This window comes from Paenibacillus sp. tmac-D7 (genome assembly GCF_006519665.1).
Classification (GTDB): domain Bacteria; phylum Bacillota; class Bacilli; order Paenibacillales; family NBRC-103111; genus Paenibacillus_G; species Paenibacillus_G validus.
This window is the reverse complement of record NZ_VIDW01000006.1, coordinates 65,341-90,928: the sequence shown is the minus strand read 5'-3', so window position 1 is coordinate 90,928 and position 25,588 is coordinate 65,341. Positions and strand designations below refer to the sequence as shown.

At 56.7% G+C, this 25,588-nt stretch carries 23 protein-coding genes; 19 read left to right on the top strand and 4 right to left on the bottom strand.

Translation table 11 applies throughout. The features are described 5' to 3' along the window. The first annotated feature begins 101 nt into the window (after nt 1–101). From alaS to FKP33_RS06345, 10 genes are all read left to right on the top strand, one after another. On the top strand, nt 102–2,726 hold the full coding sequence (alaS, locus tag FKP33_RS06390) for an alanine--tRNA ligase (protein WP_141334253.1): 2,625 nt from the start codon (nt 102–104) through the stop codon (nt 2,724–2,726). Between the two features lie 78 nt (nt 2,727–2,804). Continuing rightward, nucleotides 2,805–3,068: an IreB family regulatory phosphoprotein gene (locus tag FKP33_RS06385; RefSeq protein ID WP_054797872.1), complete on the top strand. Its 264-nt coding sequence runs from the start codon at nt 2,805–2,807 to the stop codon at nt 3,066–3,068. A 35-nt stretch (nt 3,069–3,103) separates the two neighbouring features. Then, on the top strand, nt 3,104–3,526 hold the full coding sequence (gene ruvX, locus FKP33_RS06380) for a Holliday junction resolvase RuvX (RefSeq protein WP_127607122.1): 423 nt from the start codon (nt 3,104–3,106) through the stop codon (nt 3,524–3,526). Between the two features lie 7 nt (nt 3,527–3,533). Next, nucleotides 3,534–3,860 carry a DUF1292 domain-containing protein gene (locus tag FKP33_RS06375; RefSeq protein WP_054797870.1) on the top strand — a complete coding sequence of 109 codons (327 nt, stop codon included), beginning with the start codon at nt 3,534–3,536 and terminating at the stop codon, nt 3,858–3,860. 24 nt (nt 3,861–3,884) lie between these two features. Beyond that, nucleotides 3,885–4,196, top strand: a complete 312-nt coding sequence (locus tag FKP33_RS06370) for a DUF1292 domain-containing protein (RefSeq protein WP_127607124.1) — start codon at nt 3,885–3,887, stop codon at nt 4,194–4,196. 129 nt (nt 4,197–4,325) lie between these two features. Then, the gene (mltG, locus tag FKP33_RS06365) at nt 4,326–5,342 is read left to right on the top strand and encodes an endolytic transglycosylase MltG (protein WP_258313385.1); all 1,017 of its coding nucleotides are present in this window, start codon (nt 4,326–4,328) and stop codon (nt 5,340–5,342) included. 36 nt (nt 5,343–5,378) lie between these two features. After that, complete coding sequence (locus FKP33_RS06360; protein ID WP_127607128.1) at nt 5,379–6,320, top strand: peptidase U32 family protein; 942 nt, start codon at nt 5,379–5,381, stop codon at nt 6,318–6,320. Between the two features lie 29 nt (nt 6,321–6,349). Continuing rightward, complete coding sequence (locus tag FKP33_RS06355; protein ID WP_054797866.1) at nt 6,350–7,645, top strand: peptidase U32 family protein; 1,296 nt, start codon at nt 6,350–6,352, stop codon at nt 7,643–7,645. 443 nt (nt 7,646–8,088) lie between these two features. Continuing rightward, nucleotides 8,089–10,110 (top strand): methyl-accepting chemotaxis protein, encoded by a 2,022-nt coding sequence (locus FKP33_RS06350; RefSeq protein ID WP_236595822.1) that lies wholly within the window; start codon nt 8,089–8,091, stop codon nt 10,108–10,110. A gap of 177 nt (nt 10,111–10,287) precedes the next feature. After that, entirely contained in the window at nt 10,288–12,111 is a 1,824-nt protein-coding gene (locus FKP33_RS06345; protein ID WP_141334323.1) for a peptidoglycan D,D-transpeptidase FtsI family protein, read from the top strand. Here FKP33_RS06345 and FKP33_RS06340 read toward each other — a convergent pair. Continuing rightward, entirely contained in the window at nt 12,105–13,388 is a 1,284-nt protein-coding gene (locus FKP33_RS06340) for an ATP-binding protein (RefSeq protein ID WP_141334251.1), read from the bottom strand. The genes FKP33_RS06345 and FKP33_RS06340 overlap by 7 nt on opposite strands. Before the next feature lie 183 nt (nt 13,389–13,571). Between FKP33_RS06340 and FKP33_RS27005 the strand changes: the two genes are divergently transcribed. Then, complete coding sequence (locus FKP33_RS27005) at nt 13,572–13,733, top strand: hypothetical protein (RefSeq protein WP_164751785.1); 162 nt, start codon at nt 13,572–13,574, stop codon at nt 13,731–13,733. A gap of 87 nt (nt 13,734–13,820) precedes the next feature. Here the strand turns inward: FKP33_RS27005 and FKP33_RS06335 are convergent, their stop codons facing one another. Then, nucleotides 13,821–14,864, bottom strand: a complete 1,044-nt coding sequence (locus FKP33_RS06335) for a metallophosphoesterase family protein (RefSeq protein WP_127607134.1) — start codon at nt 14,862–14,864, stop codon at nt 13,821–13,823. Nucleotides 14,865–15,096: 232 nt separating this feature from the next. Between FKP33_RS06335 and FKP33_RS06330 the strand changes: the two genes are divergently transcribed. The 3 genes from FKP33_RS06330 to FKP33_RS06320 all read left to right on the top strand — a co-directional run bounded on the left by FKP33_RS06330 (nt 15,097) and on the right by FKP33_RS06320 (nt 17,851). Then, a complete protein-coding gene (locus FKP33_RS06330; protein WP_141334250.1) occupies nt 15,097–16,326 on the top strand; it encodes a DUF2157 domain-containing protein in 1,230 nt (409 codons plus the stop codon). Beyond that, complete coding sequence (locus FKP33_RS06325; protein WP_141334248.1) at nt 16,319–16,873, top strand: GDYXXLXY domain-containing protein; 555 nt, start codon at nt 16,319–16,321, stop codon at nt 16,871–16,873. Before FKP33_RS06330 ends, FKP33_RS06325 begins: the two co-directional genes overlap by 8 nt. Before the next feature lie 90 nt (nt 16,874–16,963). Beyond that, nucleotides 16,964–17,851, top strand: a complete 888-nt coding sequence (locus tag FKP33_RS06320) for a lipoate--protein ligase family protein (protein WP_141334246.1) — start codon at nt 16,964–16,966, stop codon at nt 17,849–17,851. Here the strand turns inward: FKP33_RS06320 and FKP33_RS06315 are convergent. Beyond that, nucleotides 17,834–18,559, bottom strand: a complete 726-nt coding sequence (locus tag FKP33_RS06315) for an alpha/beta hydrolase (RefSeq protein ID WP_127607140.1) — start codon at nt 18,557–18,559, stop codon at nt 17,834–17,836. The two genes, FKP33_RS06320 and FKP33_RS06315, sit on opposite strands and share 18 nt — an antisense overlap. A 224-nt stretch (nt 18,560–18,783) precedes the next feature. Between FKP33_RS06315 and pdhA the strand changes: the two genes are divergently transcribed. The 5 genes from pdhA (at nt 18,784) to FKP33_RS06290 (ending at nt 24,574) form a co-directional block, all read left to right on the top strand. Then, the gene (pdhA, locus tag FKP33_RS06310) at nt 18,784–19,854 is read left to right on the top strand and encodes a pyruvate dehydrogenase (acetyl-transferring) E1 component subunit alpha (RefSeq protein ID WP_054798678.1); all 1,071 of its coding nucleotides are present in this window, start codon (nt 18,784–18,786) and stop codon (nt 19,852–19,854) included. Between the two features lie 18 nt (nt 19,855–19,872). Further along, a complete protein-coding gene (locus FKP33_RS06305; RefSeq protein WP_127607142.1) occupies nt 19,873–20,853 on the top strand; it encodes an alpha-ketoacid dehydrogenase subunit beta in 981 nt (326 codons plus the stop codon). Nucleotides 20,854–20,885: 32 nt separating this feature from the next. Further along, the gene (locus FKP33_RS06300; protein WP_127607144.1) at nt 20,886–22,256 is read left to right on the top strand and encodes a dihydrolipoamide acetyltransferase family protein; all 1,371 of its coding nucleotides are present in this window, start codon (nt 20,886–20,888) and stop codon (nt 22,254–22,256) included. Between the two features lie 6 nt (nt 22,257–22,262). Continuing rightward, nucleotides 22,263–23,681 carry a dihydrolipoyl dehydrogenase gene (lpdA, locus tag FKP33_RS06295; protein WP_127607146.1) on the top strand — a complete coding sequence of 473 codons (1,419 nt, stop codon included), beginning with the start codon at nt 22,263–22,265 and terminating at the stop codon, nt 23,679–23,681. Between the two features lie 134 nt (nt 23,682–23,815). Then, complete coding sequence (locus tag FKP33_RS06290) at nt 23,816–24,574, top strand: GNAT family N-acetyltransferase (protein ID WP_054797154.1); 759 nt, start codon at nt 23,816–23,818, stop codon at nt 24,572–24,574. A 122-nt stretch (nt 24,575–24,696) separates the two neighbouring features. On the opposite strand, the gene FKP33_RS06285 is transcribed toward FKP33_RS06290, so the two are convergent. After that, nucleotides 24,697–25,566 (bottom strand): hypothetical protein, encoded by an 870-nt coding sequence (locus FKP33_RS06285; protein ID WP_141334245.1) that lies wholly within the window; start codon nt 25,564–25,566, stop codon nt 24,697–24,699. Between the last annotated feature and the right edge of the window lie 22 nt (nt 25,567–25,588).

Below are 25,588 nucleotides of genomic sequence, written 5' to 3'. Positions count from 1 at the left end.
TGCAATAACCAGGGTGGTACCGCGAGCAATCGTCCCTGTTTTCAGGGGCGTTTTTTTATTGTTTTTCCCGTTTCATTTCAATTCAGGGGGGGCTTACGAAAGTGAAAGCTAGTGAAATTCGTTCCAAATGGTTAAAGTTTTTTGAAAGCAAAGGCCATAAAATCGAGCCGAGCGCCCCGCTCGTGCCTCATAACGACCCGTCGTTGCTCTGGATCAACGCCGGGATGGCGCCGCTGAAGCCGTACTTCGACGGCCGCATCGTACCGGAGAACCCGCGGATCGCCAACTCGCAGAAGTGTATCCGGACGAACGACATCGAGAACGTGGGGAAGACGCGCCGCCACCACACTTTTTTCGAAATGCTCGGCAACTTCTCCATCGGCGATTACTTCAAGGAAGAAGTCATCACGTGGGCGTGGGAGTTTCTGACCGACAAAGAATGGATCGGCTTCGATCCGGAGCGTCTCTCCGTTACCGTATATCCGGAAGATACGGAAGCGTTCGAGCTTTGGAACAAGAAAATCGGGATTCCGGAAGAGCGAATTTACAAGCTCCAGGAAAACTTCTGGGATATCGGCGAAGGGCCTTGCGGACCGTGTACGGAAATTTTTTACGACCGCGGCGACAAATACGGCGACCTGAACGATCCGGAATGCTGGCCGGGCGGCGAGAACGAGCGCTTCCTCGAGGTGTGGAACCTCGTATTCTCGCAGTTCAACCATAATAAGGACGGCAGCTATACGCCGCTTCCGAACAAAAACATCGATACCGGCGCCGGACTCGAACGGTTCGCTTCGATTCTGCAAGATGTCGATTCGAACTTTGACACCGATCTGTTCCAGCCGATCATTCAAAAAACGTGCGAGCTGGCCGGGGTCAAATACAAAGAAAACGACGAGCAGGATGTCGCGCTCAAAGTTATCGCCGACCATATCCGGACGGTAGCGTTCTCCGTCGGCGACGGCGTACTGCCGTCCAATGAAGGACGCGGCTATGTCATCCGCCGTTTGCTTCGCCGTGCGGTCCGATACGGCAAAGTGGTGCTCGGTATGGATAAGCCGTTCCTGTACCTGTTGACGCCGGTCGTAGGCGAAATTATGGGCGTGTACTACCCGGAAGTGGTGGAGAAGCGCGAATTTATCGAGAAGGTGATCCGTACCGAAGAGGAGCGTTTCCATGAGACGCTCGGCGGCGGTCTCGCCATTCTGGCCGAGTTGACCGAGAAGGCCCGCAAGGAAGGTTTGACCACGATCAGCGGATCGGACGCTTTCAAGCTGTACGATACCTACGGATTCCCGTTCGATCTGACGGAGGATTATGCTTCGGAGCAAGGGCTGACGGTGGACCGCGAAGGGTTCGACCGTGCGATGCAGGAGCAGCGGGACCGCGCCCGCGCGGCACGTCAAGAGTCTGACAGCATGAAGGTGCAGGGCGGACCGCTGGCTGATTTTACGGTTAAAAGCGAGTTTGTTGGATATACTGATTTGGTAACAAGTGCTAAAGTGATCGCAATCGTGCATGAGCAGCAGTTCGTCGATCTGGTCGGAACGGGTGAAACGTGTCAGGTTATCCTGGATCGGACGCCGTTCTATGCGGAAAGCGGCGGTCAAGTCAGCGATCACGGCTACATGACAGCGGGCGATACCGTGCTTAAAGTCGAATCGGTCGGCAAAGCCCCCCACGGCCAGCACGTGCATACCGTCGTCGTCCAGGCCGGTGTGCTGCGCAGCGGAGAGACGGTGCAGGCAACCGTGACTCAGGATGTCCGCGAGGACATTATCAAGAATCATACGGCGACGCACCTTTTGCATAAAGCTTTGAAAGAAGTGCTGGGCGACCATGTCAATCAAGCGGGCTCGCTCGTTGCGCCGGAACGTCTGCGTTTCGACTTCTCGCATTTCGGAAGCATTTCCGCCGAAGAGCTGCAGGAGATCGAGCGGCGGGTCAACGCGCAAATTTGGAACAGCCTCGAGGTGGACATTTCGCTCAAGCCGATCGCCGAAGCGAGAGCGATGGGCGCTATGGCGTTGTTCGGGGAAAAATACGGAGATGTTGTGCGTGTCGTTCGCATCGGCGGTTACAGCCTGGAGCTGTGCGGCGGTTGCCACGTGTCCAATACGAGCCAAATCGGCTTGTTCAAGCTCGTCAGCGAGTCCGGCATCGGCTCCGGCATACGGCGGATCGAAGCAACGACCGGGCGTCAGGCCTACCAATACTTGGACGGACAGCTGCAGCTGCTGCGCGATGCGGCAAGCCTGCTGAAGTCGAATATTACGGACGTGCCGAAACGGGTGGAAGGCTTGTTCACCCAATTGAAGGAGCTTTCCCGCGAGAACGAATCGTTGAAAGCGAAGCTGGGCGGCATTGAAGCCGGCTCCCTGACCGATCAGGTCAAAGCCGTGAACGGGGTTAACGTGCTTGCGGCCGAAGTAAGCGCGGGCGATATGGAATCGCTGCGCAATATCGTCGACCAGATGAAGCAAAAGCTCGGTTCGGCCATCATCGTGCTCGGCGCTGAGGCGGAAGATAAGGTGAATCTGGTAGCGGCCGTTTCACAGGATTTGGTCGGGCAAGGCTATCATGCCGGCAAGCTGATTAAAGAAGTCGCTGCGGCTTGCGGCGGCAGCGGCGGCGGCCGTCCGGATATGGCGCAGGCGGGCGGTAAAGACGCCTCCAAGCTGAAGGAAGCCCTCGGAACGGTCGAACGGCTGGTCGCATCCAAATAAATGTTCGCTGTCAACAGGAATTTTATGGCCGATGGCGAATAAGTCAGTAATAACTTTGCAGGGGGGTGCTTCGCAGATATGAGTTCTATGGATAAAACGATGAAATTCAACATGAAAGCGGAAGAAATCGAAACCTCGCCCAAAGAAGTCATTCTCGCGGTGTACGACGCGCTTCAGGAAAAAGGGTACAATCCGATCAATCAAATTGTCGGCTACCTGCTCTCCGGCGATCCGGCCTACATTCCGCGTCACAACAACGCCCGGAGCATCATTCGCAAACGGGAACGGGACGAACTGATCGAAGAGCTGGTTCGTTCCTATTTGCAGCAGTACAAATCTTAGAAGCGGGACGCAAGAGGGACGGACAGGAGCAAGTTATGCGCTTAATGGGCTTGGATTACGGGGACAAAACGATCGGCGTTGCGGTAAGCGACGAGCTGGGCTGGACCGCGCAAGGGCTGGAAGTCATCCGTCGTACGACGGAAGAGAGGGACACGAACCGGCTGCGCGAAATTATCCGCGATTACGGCGTGTCGGAGATCGTGGTCGGCTTGCCGAAGAACATGAACAACACGATCGGCCCGCGTGGGGAAATTTGCATTGCATTTTCCCAAAGTTTACATGAAAAACTACAATTGCCCGTACATTTGTGGGACGAAAGGTTGACCACCGCCTCCGCGCAGCGTACGCTGCTCGAGGCGGACGTCAGCCGCAAGAAAAGAAAGCAGGTCATCGATAAGATGGCGGCCGCGCTCATATTGCAAGGATATATGGATGCCAACTCCAACTCGAAGAGGTGAAGAACTCATGTCTCAGAACGACCAGAACGTGAACGAAGAGCTGTTGCAGGAAGAAGAGCCCGAAATTATATTCATTCCGGATGATGAAGGCAACGAAGAAGAATTTGAAGTGATTATGAAGTTCGAAGTGGACGGCTCGGACAAGAAGTACATGATGGTCGTCCCTGTGGACGCCGACGAGGAATCCGACGAGGTGTATGCGTTCCGTTATGAAGAAGACGGCGACGATCTGCAGCTGTACACGATCGACGATGAAGAAGAATGGAACATTGTCGAAGAAACGTTCAACACGCTGATGGACGAATTCGAGGAAGACGAAGAAGAGTCCAAGTAAGCTTAGGTGCAAAGGAGGAGGCCCATGTCGAATTCGGCCTCGGAAGCGGTGCCGACGCGCCAGTTGCGGGAAGCGTACGGAGATGATATTATTTTATATGATGAGCATCAAGAATCCGTCGTGTACCGCATTGTGTCGGAGCTTGTCAGGAACGGCCAAGGCTATGCCATGCTGGAGAAGGCGAAGCCGGGCAAAGAGGATGAACCGGAAGTTTTTCGCGTAACGCGTAATGAAGACGGGGAACTTGCGCTGGAGACGATCGAAGACGACGACGAGTGGGAAGAGGTCTCGGAGCTTTTCGACGAATGGACGTTTCCGGCGGATGAATCGTTGTAATGTAGGTTGGCCGTATACCACGAGCGGAGATTCTCCGCTCTTTTTCGTTTGAATAGAAGAAAGGAGCGGCGCCCTTTCAGGTGCAGATAGCAGGCGATGTCGCTGAAACGTGTTGGAATTGCAGCAATCATGATCATAATTCTCATCGGCCTTGGGACCGCGCTAGGGCTGATGCTGTACGTCAGCCGCGGGCTTGCGCCGCTTCCGGCGTCAAGCGAGCTCAAGCGGGTGGCGTACCCTCCCGGAACGGGGATCAGCGAGCTTGCCTCGCAGCTTGAAGAGAAAGGGTTAATCCGCGATGCGCGGCTCTTCAGGTGGTACTTGAAGCTGAAGGGCGAGGGCGGCAAGTTTCAAGCGGGCGAATACGAGCTGTCGCCCGGCTTGTCGAAGGAAGCGATCGTCTCGCTGTTCAATCGCGGCGAGACGGTGAAGTCGGCAGGTATACGCCTCACCGTTCCGGAAGGCTTTACGCTGAAGCAAACAGCCGAGAAGCTGCAGCAGCTCGGCGTCGACGCGCAGGCGTTCGAAGCGGCGGCGCAGCAATTCCAAGGATCCGGGGACTCGGTGGCTTCGGGCATACCGGCGGATCCGCATATGAAGGTGCGGCTGGAAGGTTACTTGTTCCCCGAAACCTACGAGTGGAAGAAAGACGCCTCGGCGCAAGAGATGATCGCCACGATGGTCGGCGAATTGGACAAACGGCTGCAGGAGCTGCCCGAAGGCTGGCGGCAGGCGATGGCCGAACGCGGCCTTTCGTTTCACCAAATGTTAACGCTCGCCTCCTTGGTGGAGAGGGAAGTGGCGGTAGAGGAAGAGCGGGCGCTCGTCAGCGGCGTTATTCACAACCGGTTGAAGCAAAACAAGCAGCTGGAAATTGACGCCACGATTCAATACTTGTTCGATAAGCCGAAAGAGCGGCTGTTCGAGAAAGATTTGCGTATCGAGAGCCCGTATAACACGTACTTGAACAAAGGGCTGCCTCCGGGGCCGATCGCCAGCCCGTCGCTCGCTTCGATTCACGCGGCGATTTACCCCGCCGAGACGAACTATTTGTTCTACGTGACGAAGAAGGACGGCAGCCGAACGCACTTGTTTGCGGAAACGTTCGAGCAGCATAAGAAAAATATTGCCGAGAGCAACAAGTAGATCAAAGTTGTCTCAAGGAAAGAAGGTGTGACTGTCATGACGAAAAAACCGGAATTGCTGATCCCGGCCGGTACGGTCCGGGAGGCGCAGCGTTATATCGAGGCGGGTGCAAACGCCGTTGTCGTAGGCGAGCATCGCTTCGGCCTGCGCTTACCGGGCGAGATCTCCATAGCCGGGCTTGAAGAGCTTGTTCCTTGGGCGCATGCACGCAACGCCTGTGTGTATGTGGCGGTGAACAACCTTATGGATAACGGGCTGCTGGCCCCGCTTGAAACGTATTTGAAAGAGCTGGACCGTGTGCAGGTCGACGGGCTCGTTTTCGGCGACCCTGCTGTACTAATCGCCGTTCGCAGAGCGGCGCCCGGCATGAAGCTGCATTGGAATGCGGAGATGACGTCGACCAACTACGCGACGGCCCGGTATTGGGCGGGCAAGGGAGCCGTCCGGATGGTGCTGGCGCGCGAGTTGAACCTCGAGGAGACGCTGGAGATCAAGCGGCAGCTGCCCGAGCTGGAAGTTCAAGTGCAGGTGCACGGCATCACGAACATTTACCACTCGAAGCGGAGCTTGCTGACGAATTACAAGGAACATCAAGGCCGTCCCGAAGAGCTGGAACAGCTGGATCTCGGCATGGATGAAGGTTTGTTCCTGATCGAGCAGGAGCGTCAGAACGAGCGGTATCCGGTGTACGAGGATGTGAACGGCACGCACATTATGAGCTCGGACGATGTCTGCATGCTGGACAGCCTTCACGAGCTGCTGGAAGGCGGCATCGACTGCTTGAAGGTGGAGTCGCTCTTGAAGACGCCGGCCTACAACGAAACGGTGCTGCGCAGCTACAGACAAGCGATCGACGCCTATACGGCGGACCCGGGCGGTTACCGGTTCCAGGAAGAGTGGCTGGAGGCGATTCGCAAGCTGCAGGATCCGCGGCGCGAGCTGTCGTACGGGTTCTTCTATAAAGAGCAAGTATACTAAGAAGCGTTACACGAAATGGGGTGAGTGCGATGACATTAATCAATCAAGAGCTGCTGGGCAAACGCGTGCGTCTGGATAAACCGGAGCTGCTGGCTCCTGCGGGCAGCCTGGAGAAGCTGAAGTTCGCCGTGCATTACGGCGCGGATGCGGTATATATCGGTGGGCAGCAGTACGGGCTGCGTTCCAACGCGGATAATTTCACATTCGAAGAAATGCGCGAGGGCGTTGAGTTTGCCGAAAAATACGGCGCCAAGGTGTTCGTCGCGACTAACATTTTTGCGCACAACGAGGATATCGACGGCCTGGAGGACTATTTGCGCGGCATTCAGGATGCGGGCGTACACGCGATCATCGTAGCCGATCCGATCATTATCGAGACGTGCCGGCGGGTGGCGCCGAAGCTGGAAATTCATTTGAGCACGCAGCAGTCGACGATGAACTGGCAGGCCGTGCAGTTCTGGAAGGAAGACGGCGTGGACCGCGTCGTGCTGGCGCGCGAAGTGAGCATGGAGGAGATCGTCGACATCAAGCGCAACGTGGACATCGAAATCGAAGTGTTCGTGCATGGCGCGATGTGCAGCTCCTATTCAGGCCGGTGCGTACTGTCGAACCATTTTACGGACCGCGATTCGAACCGGGGCGGCTGTTCGCAGTCGTGCCGCTGGAAATATGACCTGTTTACAACGGAAGAGGAGCTCGGCGGGACGTCTGCGTCTCAGATCGGCATCAAGGAGCTGCCGTTGTTCCAGGAGGGTGACAATCCGTTCTCGATGAGCTCGAAAGACTTGTGCATGATCGAGCACATCCCCGAGCTGATTCGCTCCGGAGTCGACAGCTTCAAGATCGAAGGGCGGATGAAGAGCGTCCACTACGTGGCGACGGTCGTGAATGCGTACCGCCAAGCGATCGACGCGTACTTCGACGATCCGCAAAATTATACGTTAAAGCCGGAATGGCTGTACGAAATTCAGAAGGCGGCGAACCGTCCGCTGAACACCGGCTTTTTCTACGACGAACCGGGTCACGAGGATCACATCTTCGAGCCGGAGGACAAAGCGGCGCCTTACGACTTCGTCGGCGTCGTGATGGACTACGATCCGGCCGAAGGCATAGCGCTCATCCAGCAGCGCAACCACTTTAAACCGGGACAAGAGGTGGAGTTTTTCGGCCCGGGCGGCACATTCTTCAAGCAGCAGGTGCCCAGCATCGCGAACGAGGCCGGAGAGGCGCTTGACGCCGCCCGCCATCCGCTGCAATTGATTCGGATGAAAGTGGAGCAGCCGGTTCGTCCGTTCGATATGATGCGCAAACGAGTCGGCAAATAACGGAAATGCGAAAAAGAAAGGCCCGCGAGCAAGCTTCACGCTCGCGGGCCTTTTTGCGTGTCCGGAAATTCGAACAAAAAAGTACTTCAAAAGGACGGGCTTTATCCCGATATATATAAACATGCCTATAAAACCTTTTCATAGGCTAATCACCAAGCACTATGTTTATTGGAAAGGAATACATAAAAGGTGGAGGATTTTGGCTTAATATGTCGAATAGGTTCTTGTACCTAGAAGCAACAAGAAAATGATTTGAAACCAAAATGAATTAGGTGGTGTTTCCTGTGAAGAATAGGTTGTCTTCACTACTTGTAAGTCTGCAAAAATTCGGCAAAAGCGTACAAATGAAACTTGCTGCACAAACATCCCGGTCTAAGCGGTCTGGCACAAGCGCTGCCGGTTCTGTCGCCGAATCCTTACAGAACATGCGGATGACCCATCTTATGAAATCCGTCGGGGCGAAGCTGTTCTTGATTTTTTTCTTCTGCATCTTGTTTTTTGTGTTGACGGTTGGCTTGACTTCTTATTACAAGTCCAAGCAAGTCCTTCAGAACAAAGTGGCGGACGCTTCGGAGCAAACGATCATTCAAGCGGGATCGAAGCTTGACCTGATCTATTCGACCTTCGAAGATTTGACCATGCAGATGATGCTGAACGAAGATTTGCGGGCAACGATCACGAATCTTCGCGCAACAGGACGAGATACATACGATTATATGAACTTGAACCGGTTAGTGAACGAGAAGCTGAATGTTTATGCTTTCTCTAATAAAAGCATTAAAGCCGTGCATTTGCTGACGGAAACGGGCGAACCTATAAGTTCGACGGCCAATACGATGGGCAACGACAGCCGGGCCGAGAAGGACTGGTTCAAGAAAATCATCGAGGGCAACGGTCAGGCGGTCTGGCTTAGTACACAGGAGAAAGGATTCACCGACGGCGTTCTGGGGAACGCGCAGCCGACGTTCGCCCTGGGCCGCATACTGAAGAGCCCGTCGACGAGTCAAATTACCGGTGTGCTGCTGATCGAAATCGGCGTCGATACGATCGGCCGGGAAACCGAAAGCATCAGCATGGGCGAAGGCGGAAGCACGATCATCGTTTCCGATACGAATACGTACGTGTACTCCCCGAATCAGGAACAGCTCGGCAAAGAAAGCAAGCTGGATGTGCCCGAAGACGCTTTCAAAGAGAGGAACGGCAAGCTGACCAGCATTAAGGGCGATTACCAGATCGTGTACTACAAATCGCAGGTTAACGGATGGAACTTCATCGGTTATATGCCGGTCAACGAATTGGTCAGAGACGCTTCGGTCATTTTCAACCTGACGCTTGGCATGGCGCTCGGGGCGATGGTCATTGCCGTCATCATCGGTTACTTCATCGCCCGCATGATCGGGCGTCCGCTCGTGCTGCTGCGCAACCTGATGAAGGAAGGCGAGCAGGGCAATCTGCGCGTCCGTATGGATGTGAAGAGCCAGGACGAAATCGGGCAGCTTAGCGTCAGCTTCAACCAAATGATGGAGAAAATTACGGCGCTTGTGCAGCAAACGAACGCTTCCGCGCAAGAGGTGCTGCAGACGGCGGCCGACTTGTCCGATGCGTCGAAGAGAACGGCGATGTCCGCCAAAGATATCTCGATCGCGACCGAGGAAATCGCCAACGGCGCATCCAGCTTGGCGGTCGAGTCCGAGCGAGGCAACGAATTGACGCACAACATCGCCAAGCAGATGAAAAGTGTCGTGGAAGCGAACGTGATCATGGGCACGTCAGCCGGCGAAGTACAAGGCTCGAGTAAGCAAGGGATCACTTATATGAGCGAGCTGATCGGCAAAACGAACGAAACGGAATCGATGACCCGCTCCATGGTGGAGAAAGTCGATAATTTAAAAGAAAGCACGCGCTCCATTCGTAAAATTCTCGACGTGCTCGGCAATATGACGAAGCAAACGAACATTCTATCCTTGAATGCGACCATCGAAGCGGCTCGAGCCGGCGCGGCAGGCAAAGGCTTTATGGTCGTGGCCGATGAAATCCGCAAGCTGGCCGATCAATCCCGTCAGTCGATTGCGATCGTCGGGCAAATCACGGAGCAAATTCAGAAGGAAATTGACGAGACGGTGCAGGTGTTGTCGCAAGCGTATCCGATTTTCCAAGAGCAAATTTCGTCGGTTAAGGAAGCGGATTCCATCTTCAAGCAGGTTGATACGCAAATGGCAGGCTTTATCGAGCGCCTGTCCGAAGTGACCGAGTCGATCAGTCAATTGGAATCGTCCCAATCGGTGCTTAGCGATGCGATGGCTAACGTCAGCGCGGTGGCGCAGCAGTCGTCGGCCACTTCGGAGGAAGTGGCATCGCTCAGCTCGGAGCAGCTCAACGTTTCCACCGGACTCGTCAAGCTGTCCGACAAGCTGGAGGAGCTGTCCAATTCCTTGAAAGAATCGTTGTCCAAATTCCAAGTATAGACCGAGTGATCGGTTCACGTTACGGCGCTTGCCTCTGCGGAGAGGCGGGCGCTTTTTTCCATTTCATGGGATTGAAGGCGTGCGGCTTTGACTTCAAGCTCTGCCGCGTTTGTCGAAGCTTGTATATGCGCATACTGGAAGAAAACAGCACAAGCGCGAAGCGAGCAGGTGAGTGCCATGAACGAGCATGAATCGTCAACCTTGAAAAAAAACCGTATTTTTACCGTTTTGATAGGCATCGTTCTTGTTTTGATCGGCTGGAACGTACGGCTGTTTTGGATCCAGGTCGCCTCCGCTACGCATTTGACCGACCGGGGGATCGATCTGGTTGAAAATTCGGTTGTGCAGCGGGAACAGGGAATCGTGCTCGACAGCGGACGTGGTGACTTTGTGGACCGCAACGGCGTATCGCTCACGGGGAAGACGATGCGGGTGCTGACCGCATTTCCGATCGAAACGGACCCGAGCGGCGCCGCCGAACGAGAAGCATCACTCGCCCGAGCGGCGAAGGTGCTTGGCGTCCCGGAGCGGCAGCTGACCGTTTTTTTGGATTCGCTTACGGCGCCTCAAATTTGGACGGTCGATGGCAGAGCGGCTGCCCTGACCGAGGATCAGGCGCAGCGGCTTGACGCGCTAGGGCTTCCCGATTTACGCGTGACGACGTATAAGGAACGGTACGACAGGCGCCAGCCTGCAGCCCAGGTCATCGGGTATATCGGGCAAAACCCGGAACGGATCACGAAGCAATTCACAGACCAGTTCCATAAGGGCGAGCTGCAATTGACGAGCAAAATCGGCAACGCCGGACTGGAGAAAACGTTCGAGCCGTGGCTGCGCGGGATCGGCGCAACCTCGGTGTCGCTGTTTACGGATGCGGCAAGGCGGCCGCTTCCGGGGCTGGATATTCGCACCGTAACGCCGGGCAACCCGTATTATCCGTTGAAAATTGTCACAACCTTGGACCGCAAGCTGCAGGAGCGTATCGAAGGCAAGCTGGAGCAATGGGCTATTCGCGACGGGGCTGTCGTTGTGATGGATATCGAAAACGCCGACGTTATCGCGATGGCCAGCCGCCCGAGCTTTCAGCCGGAACACGTCGATATGGCGAATGAGGCGGGCTGGGGCAATCGCGCTTTAAAGGCGGAGACGCCGGGTTCCATATTTAAGACGGTGACCGCTGCGGCCGCGATGGACGAACACGTCGTCAAGCCCGGCGAAACGTTTCATTGCGACGGGGAGCTCGGGAAATTCGGCTTTACGTGCTGGAAGAAGGAGGGACACGGCACGCTTACGCTTGAAGAGGGCTTCGCCCAGTCGTGCAATATCGTGTTCGCGGAAGTCGCGCAGCGGCTTGGCGGAGAACGACTGGAGCGCTATGCGCAATCGCTTGGCCTGACGAACCGGGTCGGCTGGCTCGGGGATACGTCAGCGGCGGCGGGATTCCGGCAGCTGGACGGGGAAGAAGCCGGTCAAGTGTATGCCGCATCGACCGACCGTAAAGACGCGGGGGCGCTCGTCCAGACGGCGATCGGCCAACGTGACGTGCTGCTCACCCCGCTGCAGGCGGCCAATCTTGTCGTAACGCTGTTCCACGGCGGCCAGGTGCTGTCGCCGCGGGTCGTGCAAGAGGTTCGGTTCCGGAACGAAAGGTTATACGAGCGGTTCGATTCGCGTCATGCAGCAGATGCGGAAGCGTTCCCGTCCATTCATCAGGCGACGGCGAAGACGATGCTGGGCTGGATGACGCAAGTCGTGGACCACGGCACCGGCAGCGCGCTGCAAGCCGCCAAGTGGCCGGTGGCCGGCAAGTCCGGGACGGCGCAAGTGCAGCTGGCCGGCGGCAAGCCCGGCGAGAATCATTGGTTTATCGGATACGGACCGGCGGACCATCCGAAATACGCCGTTGCCGTCCTCATTCGGCATGTGCCGGCAGGAACGAAAAATAAGTCCATCCTTCTTTTTCAAGAAGCGATGGACATACTGGCGGAGGCTGATCAATGATAGCTGCTCGGCTGCAGCGAAGGGAGCGTGATTGTAAAACAGGTGCCTTTCCCCTGCTCGCTCGTGACATCGATACGGCCTTGAATGTTCTGAATGACGCGGTAGGTCACCATCATGCCGAGTCCGGTTCCTTTCCCCCGCGTTGTGTAATAAGGAGTGCCGAGACGTCCGACTTCATCCTCGGTCATCCCGATGCCCTGGTCGATGATGTCGATGCTGACGCGGGACGATTGCACGGACCCGATGATGCGCAGGATGCCCCCGCCCGGCATCGATTCGATGCCGTTCCGGCACAAGTGGACGATGCACTGGGTCAATTTGTCCGCGTTCGCGCTGATCATCAGCTTGTCCTGCAGATCGACTTCGATGCGGACGTTCCGCAGTTGAGCGAAGGTGTCGAGCAGCTCCAGCGCCCGAAGCACAAGCTGCTTGGCGTCCAGCAGCTCCAGCGCTTCCATTTGCGGTCTGGCGAACGACAAGTAGTCGTTGATGATCGACTGGGCGCGATCCAGCTCGTCAAGCACCATCTGGTTGTAGACCTGCCGCTTCTCTTCGGTAAGCTCGCGCTGCTTCATCATCTGCACGAATCCCCGTGCAACCGTCATTGGATTGCGGATTTCGTGGGCAAACGAAGCGGCCAGCTCGCTCAACAGGTTCATTTTGTCGCGCTGCTGGATTTGCTTGCGCAAATCGAGATTGATGCGAATTTGCCGGACGATACATACGATAATGACCGAAGTCCCCATATAAGTCAGCGCATAGGCGACAAAAAAAAGCGCGATTTCCGGACTATAAACCATGCGGCCGAGTCCCGTGAACGGTATCGATAAGACCGCGGTAATGGCGACAACGACCAGGCCGATCCATCCCGCGACAAGCGGCTTTTGCAGCAGCGCGGACGGATGAATTTTGCGCTTCACGGCCCACAAGAAGAGGAAGACGACTGCGGTGATGGCGAGCGAAACGTAAGCGCCGGCGCCCCCCTCCATAAACCGGTAGAGCACAACGACGGCGAAGACCGCCAGCGTAGGAAGCGTTCCTGTATACATGAAACAGGCGGTGAGCGCGATAAAGCGCATGTCGTATTGGAAGCCGTCGGCCAGTTGAACCGGATACGTCATGCTGAGCACGGCCGAGAGGGCGGCGAGAGCGGCGGCGGCCCACCGGTTTCCGGTGTCGTCGATGTGCTGCAGACGATCGATCCAGAACAAGGGGTACATCATGACCGGAGTTACGACAAGGAGCATATTCAATAGTAATTGGGTAACAAAATCCACGACCGTTCATCACCTTTTGCAACAAATTCGATACATCGATAGTTCAATTCATATTTACATTCGACAACATTTGCCTATTTCCTACATGGATAAAAAAAGAATCTATCCGAAGATCGGACAGATTCCAGAAGCAGGCTTACAACCACCGTTCCGCTTTTTCCCCAGCCGGGTGAACCAACCGCGATGAAAGAGCGCGTAGGATGGCTGGCCCGGGAGCAGAAGAAGGGACTTGCAGTTTTCTCGGTCATTACGCCGGCGGAGGATCCGTCAGGCCGGAACGAAGCCGCCAAGCTCAAGTATGTGCACGGGGATGCGGTTTACGGGTATGATCGATTGCATGAATAGATGACGGGCTGGCTCGAAGGAGCGAAGCCCTTTTTGTGTCGAAAGCGTTGGAGGCGTTGATCGCCTTGAACACCGCGCCCGCTTCGTCTACACGCGCAACGGCACGGTCCATTCCGCGCCCGGAATCCACGAACGGTCGGTGAACTCCCGGCCTTTCACGACGACTTGGTGCGGGTACACCTGCACGTACATGCCTTGAACGGTCGGCGTGCCGCTCGTGCCGCCCCTGGTTTTGCCGACGGAGGCGTTGTTGAACCAGTGGAACGTGTTCTCCTGATTGTAATGGTTCTCGTTCACAAAGGTCCGGTGGGAATGTCCGGAGAACACGAAGACGTTGCGGTACGGTTCGAGAATGGCGCGGAACCGTTTGGCGCGAATGAGCCGGTGCGTGCCGCCGTCGGTTCCGGGTGCGGGCAGGGGCTGATGGATGAACACGAGCGCCGGTTTGCCGTCCGCGTGCGCCTTCATTTTATCCTCCAGCCAGGCGAGCTGTTCGTCCGAATACCAGGCGCCCTCGCCGACATCGGGCTTCTCCTGCACGTACGCCTCCTGTGAGAGCAAGATGAGGTGTACGCCGTTCACCCATACGTCTGTATACGGTTTATCCTTATACCCGAAGAAGCGCATGAACCGCTCCCGCGCCATTGCATCCGTCTTGCCGTTGGGCATCGTCTCGGTGGAGAAAGCGCCGCGGTCCGTCAACCAAATATCGTAATAGTCATGATTGCCCATATTCGCGTAATAAGGAGGCAGCTTGTAGGCGCCCAATATTTTTTTCAGCTGATTGTACTCGATATCGCGGGCGAAGTCGGTCAAGTCGCCGCCGAAGACGATCGTATCGACGCTTGATTCGAAATTGCTCACGTCTTTCAACGCGAGGTGCAGCTTATCGCCTATGCTCGAATCGGCTGCGCTGATATGCAGATCGCTGAGCAGGAAGAAGGACAGCAGCGGCGCGCCGGAAGCTGCGGGTTGGCTCGCAGGGGCCGGGACCGGCAGCTCGGGCTGCACCGGCGGAGCGGCTGGATCGCCTGGGGCGGCTTTTCCGAATAACCGGGTAGCGGCTGCGCCTCCGGTCATTAAGGCAAGCAGGCCAAGCAATTGCTTGACAAAAAGTCTTCTGGACATCATATAGGAACAATCCCTCCGGGGGCAACGCCAAATAGAAAAATAAGAAGCTAGATTCATTATAATGTAGCAGAGGGTAAATTTGAATAAGATAGTTCGGAGTTTTCCTGCACCCACTGATGGAAAAATGGGCAGGTACTAGCCGAAGTTAGTACTGTTCTCGGCCTCGTTCTTCGCTATACTGAAAGTATCAGGACGGCATACTGGAATGCGGTCCGGACAAGAGGTGATACGCTTGAGCAAAAAATGGGTGGAACGCGAAGCGTCGGCCTGGGTCGATCAAGGAATTGTCACCCGTGAGCAGGCCGATCGGATTATCGGACTCTATGAGGATAAAAAGCATGCGGTCGGCCTGCTTCCGATTTTGGGAAGCGTGTTGGTCGGTCTCGGTATTTTGAGCTTTATTGCAGCAAACTGGCAGGATATTCCCCAACTGCTCCGGCTTCTGCTGATCGTGCTCGTCATGTGCGGATTTTACGCTGGCGGCGAGGCGGCGACGCGGCGAGGCGCGCAGAAGCTGGGGATTGCGCTCGCCGGTCTCGGGGTCGTCAGCTTCGGCGGCGGCATCATCCTGATCGGTCAAATGTTCCATTTGGTCGCTTACAATGCCGGGTCGTTCATTCTATGGGCGGCGGCGGGTGCTTTGGCCGCGTACATGTACCGCAGCCGTTACTTGTACTTGCTGGCGCTGCTGTTGTTCGATGCGGCGCAGGTCTACAGCGTCGCTTCGTTCGGCAGCTTCAGCTATACCGCCTTTCTTCTCATGGCGGCGGGACTTGGCTATTACGGCTGGAAGTTCCGCAGCGATCTGCTCGTATGGTGCTTCAGCTTAAGTGTCACGGCGCATGCGCTCATGTGGGTGCTGTCGGAAGAGTATAAATTCATGTGGATGTTTATCCCGGCGCTTGCGCTGTATGTATTGGGGGACTGGTTGAAGGAGCGCCGCGGCGCCTACGCGGTTCAAGCTGCGCCGCTCGCCGCCGCGTTCGTGTTCGGCGTGTTCATGGTGCTGATCGGCGGCGAGTGGAGCGAACGCTCGCTGCGCGAAGGGCTAAGTCCGGAGCCGCTGGCCTACCTGAGCGCGCTGGGCGTGCTGTTCGCTGCTTCGCTGGCCGGCAAATCGATGCGGGGGCGGTTGTCGACCGCATACGAATGGGTGCTGTTCGTTCCGTTCTTCTACTTGAGCGCCGGTATATACGTGATGTATTTGCTGTCGCTGTTCTTCTTCTCGCTGTACGTGCTGTGGCGAGGCTATGCCGAAAGCTGGCGGTTCAAAATCAACTTCGGGACGGCGCTGTTCATTTGCAGCACGCTCGTCGCTTACGGCAAGCTGACGTGGGACTTTATGGACAAATCGCTCTTTTTCATCATCGGGGGCGTTCTCCTGATCGGCTTGAGCTGGTTCTTGAACCGAAAAAACAAACAGGTGTTACACGATGCGGGGGAGGGGAACCGGGATGCCTAACGAGGCGTTGAACTTGAAGAAAAGACGGTCGCGGCTGGTCGCGCTGTTCGCCTTGCTGCAAACGCTTGTGCTCGCCGGCATCGCGATCTCGTACTACGCCGTCGGCTGGTACGGCCAGGACATCCGGATCCGCACCGTACCCGTCGACCCGCGCGATTTGTTGTACGGCGATTACGTCACGCTGGCATATGATATCAATACGGTTACGCCTGCGATGTGGAAAGGCTCGGATCGGCAGGTCAAGCGGGGGGAAGCCGTATACGTCGTCGTGAAGCCGGGGGCCGACGGCGTATACGAGCCCGTGGCGGCTTACGATGCGAAGCCGCCGGTCGGAGCGGGCGAGGTGACGCTGAAAGCGCGCGCCCTGTATACGTGGGATAACAGATACGAAGGCGGCTTCCGGGTGAGCTACGGCATTGAGAAGTATTACGTCCCGGAGAATACGGGCAAAGAGCTTGAGGAAAAAGCCGCGCAGCTGATCGTGCATGTGAAAGTGGCCCCTTGGGGACAGGCGAAGATCGAAGGGCTGGAAGACGCGACAAGCTGATGCGGCACAGATTTCTGGTAAGCTTCCCTTGAATCCCAAGAGGATCCTCTTTACAATGAGAGGAACAAGATGGGGAAAAGGGGAACGGGCATGGAACGCGCATACGAACCACTGAACAAAGACGATAAGGGCCATCAGCCGAGCGGGTGGGAAGGCGTGCTGGTCCTGGACCGCACCGACGAGCTCGGCGAAGCGGACGTGCTGTATCCGTTCGCGCTTGAGGAATTGCTTTGCCGTTATGCGGGCGAAGGAGGGCCTTCCATCGTCCATCTGTGGCGGCATCCGCGAGCGTTCGTGATGGGGCTGCGCGACAGCCGGCTGCCGGGGGCGCCGCAAGCGACCCGTTGGCTCCAGGCTCAGGGCTACAACGTCGCGGTGCGCAACTCCGGCGGGGCGGCTGTGCCGCTGGATCTTGGGGTGGTGAACGTCTCGTTCATCCGTGCCAAGCGGAGAAAGGGAGACCTTGATTTCCGCGACGATTTCGAGACGATGTACGAATTGATCGCGACTGCGCTCCGCGAAGCCGGGGGCGGCGTCGATAAGGGCGAAATCGTCGGAGCGTACTGTCCCGGCGATTTCGACCTCAGCATCGGCGGCCGCAAGTTTTGCGGCATCGCCCAGCGGAGACAGCAGCACGCGTACGTCGTGCAGGCGTTCGTAGTGGCCGAAGGCGCGGGTGCCGCTAAAGCGCGGCTCGCGCGCGCGTTCTACGAGCGGGCGGCCGAAGGCGTAGCGGCCGATGCGGCCTATCCGCGGGTGACGGAGGACAGCATGGCGAGCCTGACCGAGCTGCTCGGCGAGCGGTTCGGCGGCGCCGCGGCGTTCGCCGATGCGGTGAAACGCGTCGTTCGCGAGCGGCAAAGCGAGGCCGGGCTGGCCGCGGCTTCCGCCAAGCTGTGGCTTCCGCAAGCCGCCGAGGTGCGGGAGATGGCCGAACAGATGCGCGCGCGTTACGGCATTCTAGAGAAACCGCAATAACATCGCAGGCAGCTCCTGCTGCCAGAAGCCCCACAGATGCTTGCCGGGCTTCTCCATATATTCAAGCTGGCAGCTCCTCGCGACGAGGAGCTGTTTTGTTATGCGGTTTGCCTCGAGGAAGTCGAACGTGCCGCGGCCGGTGGAGACCTCTGTTTCTTCCGTGCCGATGAGCATGGACAAAGACAGCCAGGACAAATCGCGCTCTTCGGCGATCCGTGCCTGGGTTGACTGCAAAAATGCTCCGGATAAGGATATAACTTGCTTAAATAGGCTAGGATAATCTAAGGCAAGATGCAGCGAGACCGTTCCGCCCAGCGAGTCGCCGGCAAGTATCCGTTCGTTTGAATCGGTGCGTACCGGGTAATGATGTTCAGTGAAGGGCAGCAGCTCTTCTGCGAAAAACCGGCAGTAGGCCGCGAAACGTTCGCCGCCCGGCGCATATTCGCTCGTCCGAACGCTTTTGTCGACGTCGACGCCGACGATAATCGCTGGATCGGCATTGTGATCGTAGATCAGCCGGTTCATGGCGGTGGCGATTCGCCCGAAATTAAAAAAATCTTCGCCGTCCTGGCAGTAAATAACGGGATAGGACAGAAGCTCATTGTAACCGGGCGGCAGATAGATGCGCAGCGCGCGGTTTTCGCCTAAATATGTGGACGGGACAAGCTCTTTGACGATCGTTCGTTTATAGTAGACGTCTTCTTCCATCGGTCGATACCTCCGTTTGTATTATAATAGTTTTCACAATTTTCACCCGCTGTACTATTCATTTTGTGAAACTGTTATAGTTAGTATTTGTGAAAAAAATCATATTTATCAGGATAGTTCTTGTGTTATTTGCAAAAACAGGTTTATAATACTACTATAACAGAATTTGTGTTTTTTCGATATTGCCCCTGTTCCAACATTAACTGTAAGAGGTGACTTATCTGATGAGTAAGCCATATATCGTTGGCGTACAAGAAGTGCAGCCGTTATCCGTTCTCGGTTCCGACGGCCAAGTGGTCAATCCGGAAGCGATGCCGAAATTGACAGACGAGCAATTGCGCGAGCTGATGCGGCGCATGGTATTCACCAGAACGTGGGACCAACGTGCCGTGAACTTGACACGCCAAGGACGTCTCGGCTTCTATGCGCCGGTATCCGGTCAGGAAGCGACGATGATCGGCAGCGAATTCGCGCTGAATCAAGACGATTTCATTTGCCCGGGCTACCGGGATATGCCGCAAATCGTATGGCACGGCTTGCCGATGTACCAAGCGTTCCTGTATTCCCGCGGCCACCAGCACGGCGGACAAATTCCGGAAGGCGTGCATGTGCTCATGCCGCAAATCATCATCGGCGCTCAATATTTGCATGCGATGGGCGTAGCGATGGCGTTCAAGAAGCGCGGCGAGAAACGCGTCTCCATCACGTATACGGGAGATGGCGGTTCATCCGAGGGCGACTTCTACGAAGCGCTGAACTTTGCGGGCGCGTTCAAATTGCCGGCGATCTTTATGGTGCAAAACAACGGTTATGCGATTACCACGCCATTCTCGAAACAAACGGCGGCTTTGTCCGTTGCTCATAAAGCGGTAGCTGCGGGTATCGAAGGCGTGCAAGTGGACGGCATGGACGTGCTTGCGGTTGTCAAAGCCGTACAGGACGCTGCCGAACGCGGCCGCAGCGGCGAAGGCGCGACGTTGATTGAAGCGATCACCTACCGGTTCCTGCCGCACTCGATGTCCGGCGACGACCCGTCCAAATACCGCACCAAAGAAGAAACGGCTGAATGGGAGCTTAGAGATCCGCTGAACCGCTTCCGCCTCTACTTGACGAGCAAAGGCCTCTGGACGGAGGAAGAAGAAGCGGCTGTCGTGGAAGACGCGAAAAATACGGTAGCCGAGCAGATCAAGAAGGCGGAAACGACTGAGAAAATGACGGTTGCGGGCTTGATCGACAGCATGTTCGAGACGACGCCTCAGCACCTGGAAGAGCAAAAAGCGGATTATTTAGCGTAAAGGAGAGGACTTTCAGCCATGGCTCAAATGACAATGATTCAAGCGATAAAAGACGCGATGCGCGTCGAGCTGCAGCGCGATCCTAACGTCGTCATTTTCGGGGAAGACGTCGGGAAAGTAGGCGGCGTGTTCCGGGCAACGGAAGGGCTGCAGGGCGAATTCGGCGAAGAGCGCGTATTCGATACGCCGCTGGCCGAGTCCGCGATTGGCGGTATGGCTGTCGGGATGGCGATTCAAGGCTTCCGTCCGATTATGGAAATTCAATTCGTCGGCTTTATTTTCGAAGCGTTCGACCAAATCGCGGTGCAAGCGGCACGGATGCGTTACCGTTCCGGCGGCCGTTACCAGGCTCCGATCACGATTCGAACGCCTTTCGGCGGCGGCGTGAAAGCAGCCGAGCTGCATACGGACCCGCTTGAGGGCCTGCTGGTGCAAACGCCGGGGATCAAGGTCGTTGTGCCTTCGAACCCTTACGATGCCAAAGGCTTGCTGATTTCGGCGATTCGCGATAACGACCCGGTCTTTTTCATGGAACACTTGAACCTGTACCGTTCGTTCCGCGCGGAAGTGCCGGAGGGCGAGTACACGGTGCCGATCGGCAAAGCGAACGTCGTTCGCGAAGGCTCGGACGCCACGATCATCACGTACGGCGCGATGGTGCACACGTCCTTGAAAGCAGCGGAAGAAATCGAGAAAACGCGCGGCGCGAAAGTCGAAGTGATCGACCTGCGTACGCTGATGCCGCTTGACATCGATACGATCGTCGAGTCGATCAAGAAAACGAACCGTGCGATCGTCGTGCAAGAAGCGCAAAAAACGTCCGGTATCGCGGCTGAAGTGATCGCGCAAATTAACGAAAAAGCGATCCTGCACCTCGAAGCCCCGGTACTGCGCGTGGCGCCGCCGGATACGGTGTATCCTTTTGCGCAAGTCGAGGATCAATGGCTTCCGAACCCGGCGAAAATCGTTGCCGGCTTGAATAAAGTGCTCGATTTCTAAAACGATGAAGCGACAAGGACGGTGAGTGATCGATGGCAACGTTTGAATACCGGTTTCCGGAGCTGGGCGAAGGCATTCATGAAGGCGAGATCGTCAAATGGCATGTAAAGCCCGGTGATTCCGTAAACGATGAAACGATATTGATGGATGTGCAGAACGATAAATCGACAGTAGAGGTTCCTTCTCCGGTAGAAGGCAAAATCGTCGAACTGAAAGTTTCCGAAGGTACTGTATGTACGATTGGCGACGTCATCGCGATCATCGATGTTGTCGGCGAAGTACCTCAGCAAGCCCACGGCCACGGCGAAGCAGCCGCGGCTCCGGCAGCGGCGCCTGCTCCAGCGGCGGTTGAGCCGGTCGGCAGCGCGATCGCGGCCAATGTTGCGGCGGCGAAGATCGACACGCCGATGGCGGGCAGCGCTCCTGCGGCAAGCCCGGCGTCTGCGCCGGCAGCGGCGGCAGGCCAAGTGCTGGCGACGCCGAGCGTGCGCAAGCTGGCGCGCGAGAAAGGCGTGAACATCGCCGACGTGCCGGCGACAGGCAAGAACGGCCGCGTCACGAAGGAAGACGTGCTCGGCTTTGCAGCTGGCGGCGGCAAGGCTGCTGCTGCGCCTGTGGCTGAGGCTGGCGCAGCAGCGCCGGCGGCAGCTGCAGCGGCACCTGGCGCGGCTTCGTCCGCAGCGGGCGCTGTCAGCGGCGACCGCGAGGAAGAGCGCGTGCCGTTGAAGGGCATCCGCAAAGCGATCGCGAACGCGATGGTGAAGAGCGCCTACACGGCTCCGCACGTAACGCTGATGGACGAAGTCGATGTGACGCGTCTGGTCGCGCTGCGCGAGAAAGCGAAGCCGGTTGCCGAGAAGAAGGGCGTCAAGCTGACCTACCTGCCTTTCATCGTGAAGGCTTTGGTCGCAGCGGCTCGTCAATTCCCGGCGATGAACGCGATGATCGACGAAGAGAAGCAAGAAATTGTGTACAAAAAGTACTATCATATCGGCATTGCTACGGATACCGACAACGGCCTGATCGTACCGGTAATCCAGGATGCGGACCGCAAAAACATTTGGACAATCGCAGCGGCGATCAAAGATTTGGCGACTCGTGGCCGCGAAGGCAAGCTTAGCGGCAGCGAGCTGAGAGGCTCCACGCTGACGATTACGAATATCGGCTCCGCGGGCGGCATGTTCTTCACGCCGATCATCAACTTCCCTGAAGTGGCGATCCTGGGTACAGGCCGTATCTCCGAGAAGCCTGTCGTGAAGAACGGCGAGATTGTGATTGCTCCGGTTATGGCGCTTTCGCTCAGCTTCGACCACCGCATTATCGACGGCGCGACGGCGCAAAACTTTATGAATTACATCAAGCAGCTGCTTTCCGATCCGGAACTGCTTGTAATGGAGGTGTAACCCGCTATGGTAGTAGGTGACGCATCGGTAGAAATTGACGTATTGGTCATCGGCGCAGGACCCGGCGGTTACGTGGCGGCGATTCGCGCGGCGCAGCTCGGCAAGAGCGTGCTCGTCGTCGATAAAGAGGAAGTCGGCGGCGTGTGCTTGAACCGCGGCTGCATTCCGTCCAAGGCGCTGATTTCCGCGGCGCATCAATACGAGGTTGTCAGCCATGCCGAGTCCATCGGCATTACGGCTGAGAACGTCAAGGTCGACTTCGGCAAAGTGCAAGCATGGAAGGACGCAATCGTCAAGAAGCAAACCGGCGGCGTCGGCATGCTGCTGAAGGGCAATAAAATTCAATATTTCAACGGCGAAGCGTTGTTCATCAACGAACACGAAGCGCGCTTGTTTAACGATAACGAAACGGCCCGTTACCGTTTCAACGCCTGCATCATCGCCACAGGCTCCCGTCCGATCGAGCTGAAGGCGTTCCCTTACGGCGGACGTATTCTCTCGTCGACGGAAGCGCTGAAGCTGTCCGAAGTGCCGAAGAGCCTGATCGTCATCGGCGGCGGCTATATCGGCATCGAGCTTGGCCAAACATACGCGAAGTTCGGTACGAAGGTTACGGTGCTGGAGGGTTCCGATTTCATCCTGCCGGGCTTTGAGAAAGAATTGACTCGACTCGTCGAGCGCAATTTGAAAAAAATCGGCGTCGACATCGTCACCGAAGCGCTGGCGCAATCGTGCGAGCGGACGGAGAACGATGTGACGGTGACGTATACAGTCAAAGGCGAAGAGAAGAAAGTGACGGCCGATTACGTGCTCGTTACGGTCGGACGCCGCCCGAACACCGACGGCGAATTGTCGCTGGAGCTCGCGGGCGTCGAAGTCGGCGAACGCGGCTTGATCAAGGTGAACGAGAAGTGCCAAACGAACGTGCCGCACATCTACGCGATCGGCGACATCGTCGCCGGTCCGGCGCTGGCGCATAAAGCGTCGTACGAAGCGAAGGTCGCGGCGGAATCGATCGCCGGACTGCCTAGCGTCGTCGATTACAAAGCCATTCCGGCCGTCGTGTTCGCCGACCCGGAAATTGCGGGTGTAGGCCTCAGTGAAGCCGAAGCGAAAGAGAAAGGCATCAACGTCGTAGTCGGCAAGTTCCCGTACGGGGCGAACGGCCGCGCACAATCGATGAACGCAACCGACGGCTTCGTTAAGCTGGTCGGCGATAAAGACAGCGGCCTGCTCGTCGGCGGATTCGTCGTCGGCGCGGAAGCGTCGAACCTGATCTCCGAGCTTACGCTTGCAATTGAGATGGGCGCTACGCTCGAGGACATTGCGCTTACGATTCATGCGCACCCGACGCTTGGTGAAATTACGATGGACGCCGCCGAAGGCGCGCTCGGCCATCCGATTCATCAGTTGGGTAAAGCGTAAACCGAATCGAGAAGAAGAAGCAGCACAGAGAAGGGCTTGCCTCCGCGGCAAGGCCCTTTTTTGTCGAGCCGGGACAATTGCACGCAAGCAGATTCGACTATAATTCGTTCAACTGGAAAGGAGGCGAATGGTATATGGGAACTGACGTTCGGATTGTCGCATTAATCGAAGAGCTGGCCGCGAACGCTTGGCCGGCTTACACGCAGCAATCGTACGGCGCTTGGAAACTGAGGGCGACCTTCGGAACGACCAAACGGGCAAACAGCGTGTTCACGGTCGGTCCGATGCCGGAAGATGCGGATTGGCTGCGCCGGATCGAGCGGTTCTACCAAAGACGCGGACTGCCCGTTTGTTTCTATGTCAGTGACGTGTCACCGGATGGGCTGGATGCGGAGCTGGCCGGACAAGGCTACCGGCTGGAGATGGATTGCTCGCTCATGCTCGGACGTACGGGGGAGGTACTGGAGCGGGTAACGGACGGAGGCCGGTTTACTTTCGATTGTGCCGAGGAAGCCGATGACGCCTGGATTCACGATTTCATGCGGCTGGAAGCTTTTCCTCAGGAACGGTTCGCAGGGTATCGTCATATATTTTCGGCCGTCGGGCCGGAGAAGTCGTTCGTACGTGTCCTGGAGGACGGCGCAACGGTTGGTCTCGGCACGGTTGTGGCGGAGCGGGGCTTCGCAGGGATCAGCAATATTATCGTGGACCCGAAGCATCGGCGCAAAGGCATAGCCCAGCAGCTGCTTCGCGCGCTCGCCGTATGGGCGCAGGACCACGAAGCCGACCGCTTGTATTTGCAGGTGATCGACGACAACGCGCCGGCGGTGACGCTGTATCGGCAGCTTGGTTTTGACAGGATTTCAGGTCACCGGTACTGGATAAAGCCTTAGGAGGAAAAACAGGACGAAACGTTCGTCAAGCTCGAGCATGGGATTGCTGCAGGGCTTGCTCCGACCTGGCGGCCTTTCGCCACAAGGATACAACCGTCATTCGTTAGGCCCGGCATCAGCTTTTATCTGGAGCCTTTCTGTCTTAACCAGTAAGCCAGCGCAGCTTTGACGATAGATATGGAGCGATCCACGAGTCCGAATCCGAATCCGAATCCGGTGACGGTGGTTGATGCCGGCTTTGCCAAGGAGGAGGCGGTCTTGAATGGTTTCCGCACGCCTCCAGCGGATGATTTGCGTGGCTTGGCCGTTCGTATGGCGGAAGCAGGCCCTCGGGATGAAGCATCGGGGCGGAGTTCGTCATTGCCTGGCATTCCGGGGCTGGAAGCCGTAAATTTCCCCATGTATAACGTTTTGGTTCGTTGATGATATGAAAGCGGCACCTGTTTCCCTTCGCTTAGGCGGAGCTTCCTGATTAAGTGAGGCGACAGAAGGAGTTCATCGCTGAACTGGTTTTCGGGAATGACGAGCTTGGCCTTAAGTTTCACGCCGTTTTTGCTCACGGTCAGTCTGGAGTTCGTGTGCCCGCCCATTCCAAGGGTGGCAATCAGCGCGGGGCCGAGCGTAATGCGAGGTTCCCGGCCGCGCTTTCGATCCGTCCCGAGCACGGCTTCACCGCTGCTTAACGTAATCCGGGTCAAAGTGATCGCATTCAGCAGCGAGTTATAATCGATCAGATAGCGGCTTTGATCCTGCAGTCCGAGCGCCAGGGCGGTTTGCGGACCGACTTCGATATACGGGTACGCGCACTCGTCGCCGTCTTCCCTATGAACTTGCACCATCTGTTCCGCGCCTTCGTTTATTAAAATAACGTTCGTTCGGTTGTACAGATCTTCCAAGTCATGCGCAACTTTGCAGTAACATTCCACGACAAGCGTGATTTCATGCTCGTTCCGCCGGTCGGAAATCAACACATCGACGACGTCTCTGCCCATCTTACATCCTACCCTTTCGTCA